Below are 13404 nucleotides of genomic sequence, written 5' to 3' on the forward strand. Positions count from 1 at the left end.
CCTCACTCCCCCGACGCCATGGCCCAGTCACCCCTGCTGCTCGTCAGCATCACCCTGTTCACGATCATGTTCGGCCTGGGTGTTGGCCTGAAGGGAGAGGCCATCGTCCAGCTGCGCCGCAGGCCTGCCCTGGTGATCCGGGTCCTGATTGCGTCCTGTGTGCTGGTGCCTCTGATCGCCCTGCTGCTGATGAAGCTGCCCCTGAGCCTGGCCCTGACCAAACCGGCCCGAATCGGCATCGCTCTGATGGCAGCCTCCCCGAGCGCTCCCCTCACCCTGCGCAAGGCCGGCAAGGTGGGGGGCGACCGCGAGCTGGCGGCGGTGCTTCAGGCCTGCGCTGCGATAGCCGCGATCGTTTCGATCCCGCTGGTCGCCGATCTGTTCCGGTCCTCTTTCGGGGTGTCCGGCTGGGACATCGGCTCGAAGGAGGTGGCCATGCAGGTGGGCAAGGCCCAGGTGCTGCCCTTGCTGGCGGGCCTGGGGCTCAGGCGCTGGCGGCCGCTCTGGGCAAAACGCCTGTCGAATCCGCTCGAGAAGCTGGGCAATGGGCTGCTGCTGCTGCTGATCGTGCTGGTGCTGGTCAAGTCGCTGCCTCTGCTGCTGCCCTTCGCGGCCGCCAACCTGGAGGCCCTGGGTTTCATGGCCGTGATGGTGCTGGCGGCCCTGGCCATCGGCTATGGGATCGCTGGCCCTGAGCCCCGGGAGCGCACCACGCTCGCCCTGGTCACCTCGATGCGCAACCCGGGACTGGCGCTGCTGTTCGCCACGACCTATGGCGCCGACATGCCTGGCCTGACACTCGCGGTGCTCTCCTACCTGCTGGTCACTGTGCTGCTCTCGATTCCCTTCCTGCTCTGGCAGCGCCAGAGGCAGCAGGTGCCCTTCGTGACCTCTAGATGACTTGGCTTGAATCCCCCGAGGCCCTGCTCCAGGGACTTGCCGGTGTCGTTCGCTTCACCCTGGAAACACTTTCAGTGCTCTGCGTAGTGGCGGGCATGGTCGCCACCTTTCGTCTGGGCTTGCCATTTCTGCCCGTCGTAGGCCATCGCGCTCACCGCCCCCCCAGCACGATCCGGATCAGCTTCGGCAGCTGGCTGTCGATGGCACTGGAATTCCAGCTGGGGGCCGACATCGTGGCCACCACCACGGCTCCCTCGGAACGCAACTTGATCCAACTGGCGGCGGTGGCTGTGATCCGCACCTTCCTCAATGTGTTCCTCGCCAAGGAACTTGAGACGGAGCGGCGGCTGGAGCAGGATCGTCCTGTACGGCCGAAACCTTGATCAGCCAGCCCTTGCTATCGGCATCCCCATGAACCTCACCAACGAACTGGCCAAGGAGCGCAACCGGGAGGCGGCCGAGCGCACCCTGATGGCCTGGATCCGCACCTGCCTGTCGCTGATCAGCTTCGGCTTCGGACTCGACAAGATCATCGGGGCGATCCAGGCCAGCCGCTTTGAGGGAAGTTCCCATGCACAGCTCAGCGTGCGGTTGATCTCCATCGGATTCGTGCTCACGGGGATCCTGGCCATGGCAGCCGCCACCCGCCAGCACCGCAGGGTGCTGCGGCGGTTGAAGCGCGACGATTTCGTCTACATCGATGCGGCCTCGATCTCGACGGCGACGGCCCTGGCGCTCACCCTGATCGGCCTGGTGGCCCTGGCGCTGCTGATCGCCGGTGGGATGAGAGCCTGATGAGCCGTTACCGGCAGGGGCTGGGGCAGGCGGATCTGGCCGCCGGACTGACCGCCGCGGCGGTGGTGCTGCCGAAGGCGATGGCCTACGCCACCATTGCCGGTCTGCCGGTGCAGGTGGGTCTTTACACGGCTCTGGTGCCGATGGCGGTCTATGCCCTGCTGGGTAGCTCGAGACCCCTGAGCGTCAGCACCACCACCACGCTGGCGATCCTGGTGGGCAGCGAGCTGAACCGGCTGACGCCGACCGGCGAGCCCGGCGCCCTGGTGGCGGCCAGCGCCACCCTGGCCCTGCTGGTGGGAGCCATGCTCTGCGGCGCGGCCCTGCTGCGGCTCGGTTTCATCGCCAACTTCATCTCCGAGTCGGTGCTGGTGGGCTTCAAGTCCGGCATCGGCGTGGTGATCGTGGCCGATCAACTGCCCAAGCTGCTCGGACTCCATGCCGAGAAGGACGGGTTCTTCCGGGACCTGGCCGTCCTGCTGGGCCAGATCCCCCAGGCCTCGCTCGCCACGATCCTGCTCTCGGCGGGTCTGTTCAGCCTGCTGTTCAGCCTCAGGCGGCGATGGCCATCTGTGCCGGCGCCGCTGGTGGTGGTGGCCATCGCCATCGCCAGCAGCGCCCTGCTGGGGCTCGATCGCCTCGGCGTGGAGCTGGTGGGGGCGGTGCCCAGGGGCCTGCCCGCCCTCACCTGGCCCCGGCTCGATCTGCTTGGTGGGCTCTGGCCTGGGGCGGCCGGCATCGCCATGATGAGTTTCACGGAAAGCATTGCGGCTGCACGGGCGTTCCGCGCCAGCGACGAGCCCTCTCCGGATCCCGACCGGGAACTGCTGGCCCTGGGGCTCGCCAACATCGGTGGCGGGTTCTTCGGGGCCATGGCCGCCGGTGGTGGCACCACCCAGACCGCCGTGAACCGCCAGGCCGGCGCCCGCAGCCAGGTGGCCGAGCTGGTGACGGCTGGGGCCGCCCTGGCCACGCTGCTGCTGCTGGCCCCCTGGATCGCCTTGATGCCCCAGGCCGCCCTGGCGGTGGTGGTGATCGTGTACTCCTTCGAGCTGATCGCTCCCGGCGAATTCCTGGCGATCCGCCGCGTGCGCCACATCGAATTCCGCTGGGCGGTGGTGGCCTTCCTGGGGGTGGTGTTCCTGGGAACCCTCAAGGGCATCCTTGTGGCCGTGATCCTCTCTCTGCTGGCCCTGGTTCAGCAGGAGGTGAACCCACCGGTGTATGCCATCGGCCGCAAGCGCGGTACCGATGTGTTCCGGCCGCTCTCAGCCAGGCATCCACATGATGAGACCTGGCCTGGGCTGCTGCTGCTCCGTGCTGAGGGGCGCCTGTTCTTCGCCAATGCCCATGGCGTTCTCACCAGGATGCGCGCCGAGGTGGATCGCCACCAGCCCAGGGTGGTGGTGCTGGATGGCAGCGCCGTGATCGACCTTGAATACTCCGCCCTCAAGGTGCTCACCGAAGCGGAACGCCAACTGGATCGGGAGGGCATCTCACTCTGGCTGGCGGGGCTGAACCCCACGGTGCTGGAGGTGATCCGCCGATCGGAGCTGGGCGAACGCCTGGGCAAGGAGCGGATGCACCGCAACATCGAGCGGGCGGTGGAGCACTACCTCGCTGAGGGGCTGGAGGCGAAAGGCTGATCACCTGAACGATCGAACCTGCTGATGCGACGGATCAGACCTTGGGAACGGTACTGGCATTGCCGTTGCGGATGGCGTGATAGCCCGGCGAGAGGATCTCCACCTCGGCGGCGGCGAAATGGTCCTGCAAAGCCGCCAGCACGTCCGAGAGGGTTTCGCGGTAGGTGTCAGCCCCGATCACGAAGGCATTGAGCTCATAGCTGATATGGAAATCATTCAGGGAGGTCTGAATCACGTATGGCTCCACCTCATCACTGATCCCCTTGACACTCTTGGCCGCAGCCAGCATCAGTTCATGTACACGGCGCCAGGGCACGTCGTAGCCGATGGTGATCGTGGTGGCGATCGCAACGGGTTGCTGGATCTCACGCCGCGAGAAACTGAAATTCACCACAGAGGCGCCGATCACCATGGCGTTGGGAATACTCACCAGTTCATTTCTTGGTGTGCGCACCCGGGTCACCAGCAACGCCCGCTCCTGCACCACCCCCACCGTGCCGTTGATGTCCACCCGGTCGCCCAGGCGAAATGCGCGGGTGTAGATCAGCATCAGGCCACTGATGATGTTGGTGGCGATGGCACTGGAGCCGAGGGCCGCCAGGGCACCCACGAACAGACCGGCCCCCTGGAAGGCCTTGCTGCCGGATCCAGGGATGTAGGGGTAGGCCAGCACCACGCCGATCAGGGCAATGAAGATCGTGGCCAGCCGCGCCGTGGGCAGGGCCCATTCCTGGTAGAAGCCTGGAATGCGCACCCGGCCGCGCTCGAGGGCGGAGAACCAGGCGTTGCTGGCGCGGATCGCCATCACGGTGATGGCCAGGATCAGCAGGATCGAGACCAGGTTCGGAAGCGCCCCGGCCGCTGCGTCAAAAGTTTTGCGGATCACCTCCAGAATCTGCTGACGCAGGCCTTCGGCAATCCCCTGGGTGGGCGGGAACAGCCCCAGCAGCAAGGGGACCAGCAGGTAGCTGATCAGAAGCAGCACCGACCAGTGGATGACCCGGCGGACCAGCTGCAGGATCTGGCGAATCTGGACGGATTCGAGAAGCTGATTGGAGCCGACGCGCAGGCCCTGCAACAGACGGTTCTGATCAAGGTCGATCCACCGGGCCGCCCAGCGGTTCAGCTTCGACTGGGTGCGGATCCAGAACAGGTAGACGACGAGCACCAGCAGGGCCAGGGCCGTTCCCTTGACCCAGGCGATGGGCGTGCGGCTGCGCCTGTAGGCGGTGACGGCGCTGACCAGACGGCTGCGGTACGTCTCGGCCAGCTCCTGGCGGCTGAGATCGAAGCAGGCCGCCACCCGGTCATCGACGGCCATGAACCGCTCCGAGCCGCCGTCGGCGCGGGGGCGCACGAGGAAGGTGTAGGGCGCAGCATCCTCGATGCTGAGGCGCTCGGGCTGGAACGACGGGCTCTCAGCCAGACGACCCAGTTGCTGAGTCGCCTGCCGGGCGAACTCCACTGGGTCCCGTGCTCCAATCGCCGAGCGGATCTCCAGCACCTTCCGGCCATCAAGGGTGATGAACTGGGGAGGATCGATGCAGTGCGCCTTGTCGGCGGCCGGGGTCGTGTCCTTCTGGGCGTGAAGCGGCAGCGGCGAGACCAGCGCCAGCGCCAGGGACACCCCCAGGGCCAGTGTCGCCCGCAGAGCCAAGTGAAACCGGCGGGCCTGAGCACCTGATCGCACCACGGGAGGCGTCACGGCTGGCTTAATCCGACTGAATGGGGATCATGGTGCACCTCCTACACACGTGTAACCGGTGAATAGGTTGCCCGAAACCTGGGGAGGAGGTCAGCCCATGGACCCGACAGTCTCAAGCCCAGGTCTGCCTGGTCGCCGCTGGCCCAGACGGCGGGGATGGTTCTGGTCGGCCGCGCTGCTGGTGGCACTTCTGGTGACCCTGCCATAAGTTTCACCCGGCCGGGCAGCAGCTGAGATCCCTGCCGCCCAGGTGGAAGTTGATGGGGCCAGCTTGTTCCAGGTGCGGAGCTCGAAGGACTACAGCGCCGAACAACGGGCGGATGCGGCCAATGACCTGCCCCAGAGAGCTGCCCGGAACCCCAGGCCGGATGTGCCGAGTCCGAAGCAGGAGACGGCGGTGCAGAAGCTGGTGAACGAGTGACAGGGGCTGCGTTTTCGCCTGGTGGTGGTGCGATCGGCGGTGGAAGTGGTGGGTCCGGAGACCGCACCCAATCCCCAGCCTGCAAACGGTGAGTCGCCGCTGCCGCCCGCCGGCACGACCGCCCCCGAGCCGCCCAGGCAACCGCCGCCCAGCGGATCCTCTGGGCCAAGTGTATCAACGCCGGCCAGGTGTGCGTCAACGTGGATTACCTCTTCATGCCCGATGGGAGCATCGACGCCTTCGTCGCCCATGCGAAGCGGCTCGTCGCCGAGCACTATCCCGATCTGAATGGGCCGGACTACACCGCAATGATCGTTCAGCCTGCCTTCGATCGGCTCGTCGCAACGCTGGAGGATGGGAAGGCGCGCGGCGCGACCGTGATCAACCTGGCGCCCGACCAGCAGCTCGATGCCCGTCACCGCAAGCTCGCCCCGCACATCGTTCTCGGGGTGTCCGACGAGATGACGATCATGAAGGAAGAGATCTTCGGGCCGTTCTTGCCGATCAAGCCGCATCGTCAGGCCGAAGAAGTCATCGCCTACGTCAACGGCCACGATCGCCCACTCGCGTTCTATCCATTCACCAACGACAAGCGACTGGTCCAGCGGTCTATCACCGATATTCTCTCGGGCAGCGTCGGCGTGAATGAGGCGATCGTGCAGGTGGGGCAGCACAACCTGCCGTTCGGCGGCGTCGGCGCCAGCGGCATGGGGCACTACCACGGTTATTAGGGCGTTTTAACCTTTTCGAAGCTCCGGCCAATCTTTCGCCAAGGGCTCTTTCCCTCCATTCAGTTGGCGCTGCAGCCCCCCTTACGGGAAGCGCGCCAAGCTCATCTTGGACTGGTTGTCGACGTTACGAGGCTAGTGATTGCGGTCGCTCAATGATCGGACCTTAGCGAATTTCGATTGCAGATCCACGCTTGAGCCAACAGCGAACGACACGGGTGATCGGGCCACGCAGCAGCAGGTACGGCACAAAGGCCAGCAAGCCCGCGATGATCACAGCTTCGGCTGGATGAAACGTGTCGAACACGATGAATTGGTAGATCAGGTCCATGCACAGGCCGAGGAGGATGACCCGCGCTGTGGAGACCAGCCCCTCGTGCAGGCGACTGCTGCGCTTGGTTGGGTCGCTCAGAAGGGTCCAGAGGTAGGGAATGCGCCCGGTCCGGGCGTCCTTGATGCCATCGACCAGCGCCGCAACCGACGCCATGATGGGTTGCAGAACAAAACGGAAGGTCATCGGCCCGCTGGGACGGTCGAGCAGGTTTTGCCAGATGCGCTCAAAGACCGGCCCCGAGAGACCGTGCATGGCCACCCCAAGAACCACGAACGCGACCATCAGCACGATCACCAATCGAGCCAGAAGAATCTTCGTCTTTGATGCTTTTTCTGTCATCGTCTGATCTGCCTCGCTTGCCCTGAAAATGGTGTTGTTCCTGCCAATGCAGGGATTGATTTTTGGCGCAGTGATGCAGGCGTGCTTCTATCAGTTATATCGCAGACTCATCCAGCCTCCACTACGCGCTTGATCCTATCGACGGCCAGGGCGAGCGGCAGTAGCGATCCCTCCTCCACCGACCTCGCCTGTCCTGCTGCAAACGGGCTGTCGAGATAGGCGATCAGCAGCAGCAGCAGCTTTATCAGCAGGAAGGAGATCACGCCAATGAAGAACAGGGATTCGCCGAAGGGCTCGATTTCGGTCCGCACAAGCCCCCCGGTCTGCAGGTCCGCTCCGATGTAAGCCATCCAACAGACGGAGGGCACGAAGGTGGTTTCCCTGATCGCCTCGATGTGATGCACGGCGCGGCGGATCTTGGTGAGCTCAAGGAGCAGGCGGGCCTGCAGGGGCGCGGCACCGGCATCAGCGGCGGCGTTTGCGGACTGATGCGCCGAGCTCGCCTGAAGCCCGGGCCCCTGTCCATACTTAAACCTGCCTCCTGTGGCCCCGCATCACCATCGATGCCAGGGTTCCTCTCCGGCCTTCTGGCCCTGCTGCGCCTGCCCTATCCCGTCGATGCGCTGAAGCCGGCGATCGATTCCACCACCATGGCGATCCACCACAACCGCCATCACCAGGCCTATGTGAACAACCTCAACGCCGCCGTGGCCGCTGATCCGGTCCTGCAGGGGCTGACCCTGGACGCCCTGTTGGCCAGGCTGTCGATGCGCTCCGATCCCGTGCGCAACAACGCCGGCGGACTCCGGAATCACCCCGTTTTCCGGACCTCCCTCACCCGGCCCTGCCGGGGCGGCGAACCCGCCTCAACCCTGGCGGCCGCGATCGAGGGAGTTCGGTTCCTTCGAGGCCTTCGAGGCCGCCTTCTGCAGCGCTGACCTGCAGCACTTTGGTTCCAGCTGCGCGCCAACGACGTGTGGGAGCACGCCTACTACCTCCAATACCGAAACCGCCGAGCCGACTACCTCTAAGCCTGGTTTTCGGTGGTTGACTGGGATCAGGCGTGACGCGGCCACGAGGAAATTCTGCGGCCAGGCTAAACACAGAAGAATCCGACCTAATGTCATGAGATTGTTGCCAAGTGAAGATGCCAAGCAAAGGCATACAATGCCATCTGCAACATCCAGATCCAGACCATCGCTAGAAAAAGCCGGGCGTGCCTTGGCCATATTTGGCGCAGTACTGCTACTGACCCTCACCACCCCTGTCTTTGGAACGGCTCAACCACTGATAGAGCCTGAAGTCTCTAACAAACAAACACATCTTGAGAGAAGTATTGACGGCTTTCCAGTTACTCTAGATCAAAAGCCCCTCTTGTATGTCCGGCGGGGGTTTGGGCCATTTACGGCGGAGGAGAGAGCCTCTACTATAAGCAGAAGAATTGAACGCATTGCCAGAGATGATTCTATCTCTGTTGAAGACCTTAAGATGGTGAAGAGCACTTATGATAACTCATTCTATCTGAGCACAGGCAGAGAATTGTTTCTGACGGTGCACGAGCGAGATGCAAGAGATAACCGTTCAACGCCAGAGATGGTAGCTCAGAAATCATTGCAGAGCATTAAGGACGCTATTTCACAATATCGACAGGATCGAAAACCTGAACGACTGCTTCGAAACATTATGCTTACCGCTATAGCCAGCATTGCTTTTATAGGTGTCAGCATTTTTGCTATCAAGATTTCGGGAAAAGTATTTCCGCTTGTTGGACAGTTTATTGCGTCACGTATGCCTGAGACCCGTATCAAGGATATTAAGATAATACCATCCTCTGTAATAAGCGCTGTGTCGCTTAAACTGCTGAAGCTTATTCGTCTATTCCTCCTTTTGGTTTTGCTGCTTGTTTATGCTACTTTTGTACTTCGCTTATTTCCCTGGACAAGGAATCTAGGTGAAAGTATTGCCGGGCATTTTTATCAGTCACTCGAACTCGTTGTAACTGCCATAGGCAATTACTTGCCCAATGTTTTCGTCATTACAATTATCATTATTATAACTTCTTATATAACAAAAGCAATGAAGATCATGTTTAGGGCCCTTGAAAGCGAACATTTTGTTGTTCCAGGCTTTTATGCTGATTGGGCTAAGCCTACTTATAATCTTCTGTTGGTTGTAGTCATCGCCTTGGCCGCTGTCCTGGCATTTCCATACTTGCCTGGTTTTGATTCTCCGGCCTTTCGAGGTATTTCCGTTTTTCTCGGTCTTCTTTTATCCCTAGGCTCTAGCTCGGCAATCACCAATATAATCGGAGGAATAATTTTCATCTATACCCGTGCCTTCCGAATTGGAGATCACATTCAAATAGGAGATGTAATTGGAGACATAGTTGAGACAAGCTTTTTAGCGATTCGCGTTTGCACTCCATCAAATCAGATAATTACTATTCCCAATTCAACACTTTTAAGTGGCAAGGTGATAAACTATAATATTTCTTCGCGTGAATTAAACAGATATCCAATTCTTCAGACAACGATTACCTTGGGGTATGACCTTTCATGGCGAAAGGTTAACACAACACTAATTGAAGCTGCTCTAGCCACTGAGCATATTCTCCGTGAACCGGCACCTTTTGTCCTTCAAACTAGCCTAGACAATCATTACATAAGTTATCAATTAAATGCTTACACTAGCAGGCCTAACCTAATGGTGCTTATCTATTCGGAACTTCATCAAAGTATTCTAGATAGGTGCAATGAAGCAGGGATTGAGATTCTATCCCCCAGTTACACCTCTCTCCGTGATGGAAATGCAATAACAATTCCAAAAGACTACTTGCCCTTAGGCTATGTCGCGCCTCCCTTTTGTGTTGCATCTTCAGAAATCAATGTTATCAATGAGAATAATGGGTAGAGTGCGTAAGGGCGCAAATCAAGTAACCTGAAATCATGCAGCTGGGGACTCCTTGCAACAGCAAATCCCTTGCGACACCCGTAGTTCCAGCGATCTGGACCCGATAGATTGCTCCGCCGCCCATGTACCGCAAGCAGAGGGCGACGACTCAGCCGATTAAGGTCCAAACGCTAATCATCAGCTTCCTCTTGTCCTCCTGGTGAAGCCCACCAATTGGCCAGCGGAAGTGAATTAGGCAACTCTCAGCATCGATGACTCCTGTACGCCGGCAGATATCACCTATCCTACGGACCTGAAGCACCTGAATGAGGCGAAGGTTTAACTGAGCAAGCGCTCATGCCCGAGGCATTCTACTGGACACCAGCGCCCGCCTCAAGGTGCCGAACTCCCTGACCTTCACAATCGGCAAGCTGCACCGTGCCATCAATGCTTTGCTTGGTGGCACGAATGCAACTCCGACAGCTATGATGGATGGGAAGCTCACGTTGAATCTCGAATAGGAGCCCTTCAATGACGCAAGCAGATCAAACATTTTCAGATACTCAGCATTTTGACCCCAAGGGCAAACTGCCTTCTTCTTACACAACCGAATTCCAGAGGGTGCTTCGCAGGAGCCTCCCGTTCGAGGACGAGAGAGACTTTGAAGAAGCCAAACGCGGCTTCATCGCTGCACCAGATTACAAGCAGATCATGGCTGACGCAGGCAACGTCGCCTGGGATATGGGCAGCTATGAGTTTCTTCTGCGCGGCTTCGATAGCGTTTTTGACAGCATCCACCCTTCGTTGCAGCGGCAGGCCATACTCAACATGGCCTATGGCCTATACGAAGTACTTCCAGATAAGATTTACCAAGTGCGGGGCTTTGATCTCGCCAACATGACCATCTTCAAAGGTGATACGGGCTGGATATTATTCGACGTTCTCACCTGCAAGGAAACCGCGCGTGCTGCGCTGAAGCTTGTCAATCAGCATCTTGGCGAGCGGCCGGTGGTGGCTGTTGTCTACTCTCATTCCCACATTGATCACTATGGTGGGGTGCGCGGGGTGGTGGATGAGGCCGATGTGAAAAGCGGCAAAGTGCAGGTGATCGCTCCGGTTGGTTTTATGGAACATGCGATCGCGGAAAACGTGTACTCTGGCAACGCCATGACCAGACGTGCCTATTTCCAGTACGGATTGTTATTACCACGCAGTCCCTTTGGTCACGTGGATCAGTCCATTGGCAAGAATGTAGCAGCAGGCAATACAGGGCTGATTGAACCCACTCGATATATCACTCAGGACATTGAAGAGCTGACGATTGATGGCGTCCCGATGGTGTTTCAAAACACCCCCGGCACAGAAGCGCCCGCCGAAATGAACACCTATTTCCCGGATTGGAAAGCATTCTGGGCAGCGGAAAACATCTGTGGCACCATTCACAACATTTATACGCTGCGGGGGACACTGGTGCGGGATGCCCTGGAGTGGTCAAAGAAAATTAGTGAAGCCCTCTATCTGTTTGGGCAGGAAGCGGAGGTCATGTTCGCCTCCCATAGCTGGCCCCGCTGGGGGAACGATCGGATCCAGGAAGTAATGCGCGTGCAGCGCGATACCTATGCCCACTTGCATAACGAGGTGCTGCACCAAGCCAACCAGGGCGTCACGATTAATGAGATCCACAATGTGTATAAGCTGCCCGAAAGTTTGCAGCAACAGTGGCCCGCCCACAGCTACCACGGTTCTGAGGAACACAACAGCCGGGCGGTGATTAACCGCTACCTGGGCTACTGGGATGCCAATCCCGCCACTCTGATCCCACTGTCACCCAGCGAATCTGCCCCCCTTTACGTCGAGATGATGGGCGGTTCCGAGAAGATTCTGGCAAAAGGCAAGGAGTTGTACGACCAGGGCTACTACCGGGAAGCGATGGAGATCCTGAACAAGCTGGTCTATGCCGAACCTCAAAACCAGGCCGTCAAAGACTTGCTGGCGGATGTGTTTGAGCAGATTGGCTACCAGAAAGAAAGCCCCAGTGTCCGCAATAGTTTCCTGTCCGCTGCCTATGAGCTGCGCAATGGTTTTCCCAGCGGGGTGGCAACAAAGTCGGTAACTCCAGATACGGTTCGCGCCATGTCCACCGAACTCCTGCTTGACTTCATCGGCATTCGGGTGGATAGCCAGAAGGCGGCAGGGATGAAGTTCACTATCAACTTAGTCACACCCGACAATGGCGAGCAATTTGCGGTGGAAATGAACAATTCAACCCTCACCAGTATCAAAGACTTCCTGGCGAAGAACCCAGATCTCACTATTACCATCAACCGGAGTGACCTGGAGTTGATCATGGCCGGGTTAAGCACATTTCCAGTCATGATCGGCGAAGAGAAAGTTAAGCTAGAGGGTAATCCCTGCGTCTTTGAGCAACTCAAGAGTGTCCTGGTCGAATTCACTCCCGACTTCGACATCATGCCGGGCACCCATCCTGCAAAAGCGACAGGCTTATCGGATAAGGATGCTTTTGAGCAGCCTCAGCCAGCCGATACCTCCGGTGGCTAATAGAGTTATCGAAATAACGGACATTGCTGAAAAGCAGGATGAATTGAAACAAAGTTGCAAGCATCCAGTATCTGTTTCGGTTTTTGGGTTAATCCCAATCTCGGTTATTTTCTTCGTGCACTGTTCTTCTGGAAAGGACTTTTCTTCTGGAAGGAACAATCTGTCTGGCTGGCATAACCGGGATCCCCATGTCACGTTCACAACTGTCTAAACAACTGCAACCCTCTCCCAACTGGAGAGCCGATGGCAGCGCCGCACTCACCAATACGCTGACGATGATCCCCGATGCCCTGGCGAATGCCCTGCTGATGGGGGTGAATCCGGTCTATGGCCTGCATGCACTGATGGTGGGAACTCCCCTCGGTGCCCTGGTGAGTGGCTCTGAGTTCATGACGATTAACGCCACCGGTGCGATGGCAGTGGTCATGGCGGGTGTGCTGGCCGAGTTTGGGCCAGAGCAGCAAGCGTCTGCCCTGGTGACACTAACCGTTCTGGTTGGGCTGTTTCAGGTCTTACTGGGGCTGTTTCGATTGGATGGCTTTCTCCGCTTTGTCTCCAACGCTGTCCTGACTGGATTTATGAACGGGGTGGCCGTTGCCATCGTGCTAGGACAACTCGGCAGGTTGACTGGATACAACAGCGAAGCTGGAAATCGTATTACTCAGACTCTCGATCTGCTGCTTCATTTGAATCAAGTCGATCTTGCAACCACCCTCATTGGTCTGGGCGCGATCGGCCTGATTCTGTTGTTGAGCCGCACTCCACTGAGGCAGTTTAACCTGGTGCTGGCGCTGCTCCTCATGACAGCGCTGACCGCCCTGTGGCAGTCCGCCTCCAGGGCTGCCTAAAAGTGTGATCAAGCCGTGCCTGGGGCCAGGCTGCCCTCTCCCAGCGCCAGCATCCGGCTGATGTCATGGGCCACCTCCTGCTGGCCGGCATGGATCGATCGAAAACCGCTCCGGCGCAGCAAGTTCATCACCACCGTGCGCAGAAATGAAAACAGCGGTGCACCGACGCGGTTCGCGTAACGGTGGGTGTCCTCAGCCAGATGAACATCCCGCACCCAATGCCACTCGTTTTCAATGCTC

At 59.2% G+C, this 13404-nt stretch carries 14 protein-coding genes and 1 pseudogene; 11 read left to right on the forward strand and 4 right to left on the reverse strand.

Annotated elements, in window-relative coordinates; all coding sequences use genetic code 11:
• Positions 1–18: 18 nt before the first annotated feature.
• From KBY93_RS01205 to KBY93_RS01220, 4 genes are read left to right on the forward strand one after another with little or no spacing between them, the layout of a single operon-like run.
• The gene (locus KBY93_RS01205) at positions 19–900 is read left to right on the forward strand and encodes a bile acid:sodium symporter family protein (protein ID WP_255092398.1); all 882 of its coding nucleotides are present in this window, start codon (positions 19–21) and stop codon (positions 898–900) included.
• On the forward strand, positions 897–1283 hold the full coding sequence (locus KBY93_RS01210; RefSeq protein WP_255092399.1) for a DUF1622 domain-containing protein: 387 nt from the start codon (positions 897–899) through the stop codon (positions 1281–1283). Before KBY93_RS01205 ends, KBY93_RS01210 begins: the two co-directional genes overlap by 4 nt.
• Positions 1284–1311: 28 nt before the next feature.
• Complete coding sequence (locus KBY93_RS01215; RefSeq protein WP_255092400.1) at positions 1312–1695, forward strand: YidH family protein; 384 nt, start codon at positions 1312–1314, stop codon at positions 1693–1695.
• Positions 1695–3341 carry a SulP family inorganic anion transporter gene (locus KBY93_RS01220; RefSeq protein WP_255092401.1) on the forward strand — a complete coding sequence of 549 codons (1647 nt, stop codon included), beginning with the start codon at positions 1695–1697 and terminating at the stop codon, positions 3339–3341. Before KBY93_RS01215 ends, KBY93_RS01220 begins: the two co-directional genes overlap by 1 nt.
• Positions 3342–3375: 34 nt before the next feature.
• On the opposite strand, the gene KBY93_RS01225 is transcribed toward KBY93_RS01220, so the two are convergent.
• Positions 3376–5046 (reverse strand): mechanosensitive ion channel family protein, encoded by a 1671-nt coding sequence (locus KBY93_RS01225; RefSeq protein ID WP_255092402.1) that lies wholly within the window; start codon positions 5044–5046, stop codon positions 3376–3378.
• Positions 5047–5326: 280 nt separating this feature from the next.
• On the opposite strand from KBY93_RS01225, the gene KBY93_RS01230 reads away from it, so the two are divergent.
• Positions 5327–5467 carry a hypothetical protein gene (locus tag KBY93_RS01230; protein WP_255092403.1) on the forward strand — a complete coding sequence of 47 codons (141 nt, stop codon included), beginning with the start codon at positions 5327–5329 and terminating at the stop codon, positions 5465–5467.
• Between the two features lie 188 nt (positions 5468–5655).
• The gene (locus KBY93_RS01235; RefSeq protein ID WP_255092404.1) at positions 5656–6198 is read left to right on the forward strand and encodes an aldehyde dehydrogenase family protein; all 543 of its coding nucleotides are present in this window, start codon (positions 5656–5658) and stop codon (positions 6196–6198) included.
• 163 nt (positions 6199–6361) lie between these two features.
• Here KBY93_RS01235 and KBY93_RS01240 read toward each other — a convergent pair whose 3' ends face one another.
• Together KBY93_RS01240 and KBY93_RS01245 are read right to left on the reverse strand one after the other, a co-directional pair.
• Positions 6362–6868 (reverse strand): hypothetical protein, encoded by a 507-nt coding sequence (locus KBY93_RS01240; RefSeq protein ID WP_255092405.1) that lies wholly within the window; start codon positions 6866–6868, stop codon positions 6362–6364.
• 107 nt (positions 6869–6975) lie between these two features.
• Positions 6976–7272: a hypothetical protein gene (locus KBY93_RS01245; protein ID WP_255092406.1), complete on the reverse strand. Its 297-nt coding sequence runs from the start codon at positions 7270–7272 to the stop codon at positions 6976–6978.
• Between KBY93_RS01245 and KBY93_RS01250 the strand changes: the two genes are divergently transcribed.
• From KBY93_RS01250 to KBY93_RS01265, 5 genes are all read left to right on the forward strand, one after another.
• On the forward strand, positions 7267–7806 hold the full coding sequence (locus tag KBY93_RS01250; RefSeq protein WP_315856372.1) for a hypothetical protein: 540 nt from the start codon (positions 7267–7269) through the stop codon (positions 7804–7806). The two genes, KBY93_RS01245 and KBY93_RS01250, sit on opposite strands and share 6 nt — an antisense overlap.
• 21 nt (positions 7807–7827) lie before the next feature.
• Entirely contained in the window at positions 7828–7899 is a 72-nt protein-coding gene (locus KBY93_RS16120) for a Fe-Mn family superoxide dismutase (RefSeq protein ID WP_315856373.1), read from the forward strand.
• A gap of 94 nt (positions 7900–7993) precedes the next feature.
• Positions 7994–9778: a mechanosensitive ion channel family protein gene (locus KBY93_RS01255; protein WP_255092407.1), complete on the forward strand. Its 1785-nt coding sequence runs from the start codon at positions 7994–7996 to the stop codon at positions 9776–9778.
• A 510-nt stretch (positions 9779–10288) separates the two neighbouring features.
• Positions 10289–12316, forward strand: a complete 2028-nt coding sequence (locus KBY93_RS01260) for an alkyl/aryl-sulfatase (RefSeq protein WP_255092408.1) — start codon at positions 10289–10291, stop codon at positions 12314–12316.
• 188 nt (positions 12317–12504) lie between these two features.
• A complete protein-coding gene (locus KBY93_RS01265; RefSeq protein ID WP_255092409.1) occupies positions 12505–13164 on the forward strand; it encodes a SulP family inorganic anion transporter in 660 nt (219 codons plus the stop codon).
• An 8-nt stretch (positions 13165–13172) separates the two neighbouring features.
• Here KBY93_RS01265 and KBY93_RS01270 read toward each other — a convergent pair.
• Positions 13173–13404, reverse strand: a pseudogene (locus KBY93_RS01270) (transposase); the annotation flags it as partial.

Source organism: Synechococcus sp. J7-Johnson (assembly GCF_024345795.1).
Taxonomy (GTDB): Bacteria; Cyanobacteriota; Cyanobacteriia; order PCC-6307; family Cyanobiaceae; genus Regnicoccus_A.

Coding starts and splice junctions, on each gene's coding strand:
- KBY93_RS01205 (WP_255092398.1), top strand. CDS start 19: ATGGCCCAGTCACCCCTGCTGCTCGTCAGCATCACCCTGTTCACGATC.
- KBY93_RS01210 (WP_255092399.1), top strand. CDS start 897: ATGACTTGGCTTGAATCCCCCGAGGCCCTGCTCCAGGGACTTGCCGGT.
- KBY93_RS01215 (WP_255092400.1), top strand. CDS start 1,312: ATGAACCTCACCAACGAACTGGCCAAGGAGCGCAACCGGGAGGCGGCC.
- KBY93_RS01220 (WP_255092401.1), top strand. CDS start 1,695: ATGAGCCGTTACCGGCAGGGGCTGGGGCAGGCGGATCTGGCCGCCGGA.
- KBY93_RS01240 (WP_255092405.1), bottom strand. CDS start 6,868: ATGACAGAAAAAGCATCAAAGACGAAGATTCTTCTGGCTCGATTGGTG.
- KBY93_RS01250 (WP_315856372.1), top strand. CDS start 7,267: ATGCACGGCGCGGCGGATCTTGGTGAGCTCAAGGAGCAGGCGGGCCTG.
- KBY93_RS01255 (WP_255092407.1), top strand. CDS start 7,994: ATGAGATTGTTGCCAAGTGAAGATGCCAAGCAAAGGCATACAATGCCA.
- KBY93_RS01260 (WP_255092408.1), top strand. CDS start 10,289: ATGACGCAAGCAGATCAAACATTTTCAGATACTCAGCATTTTGACCCC.
- KBY93_RS01265 (WP_255092409.1), top strand. CDS start 12,505: ATGTCACGTTCACAACTGTCTAAACAACTGCAACCCTCTCCCAACTGG.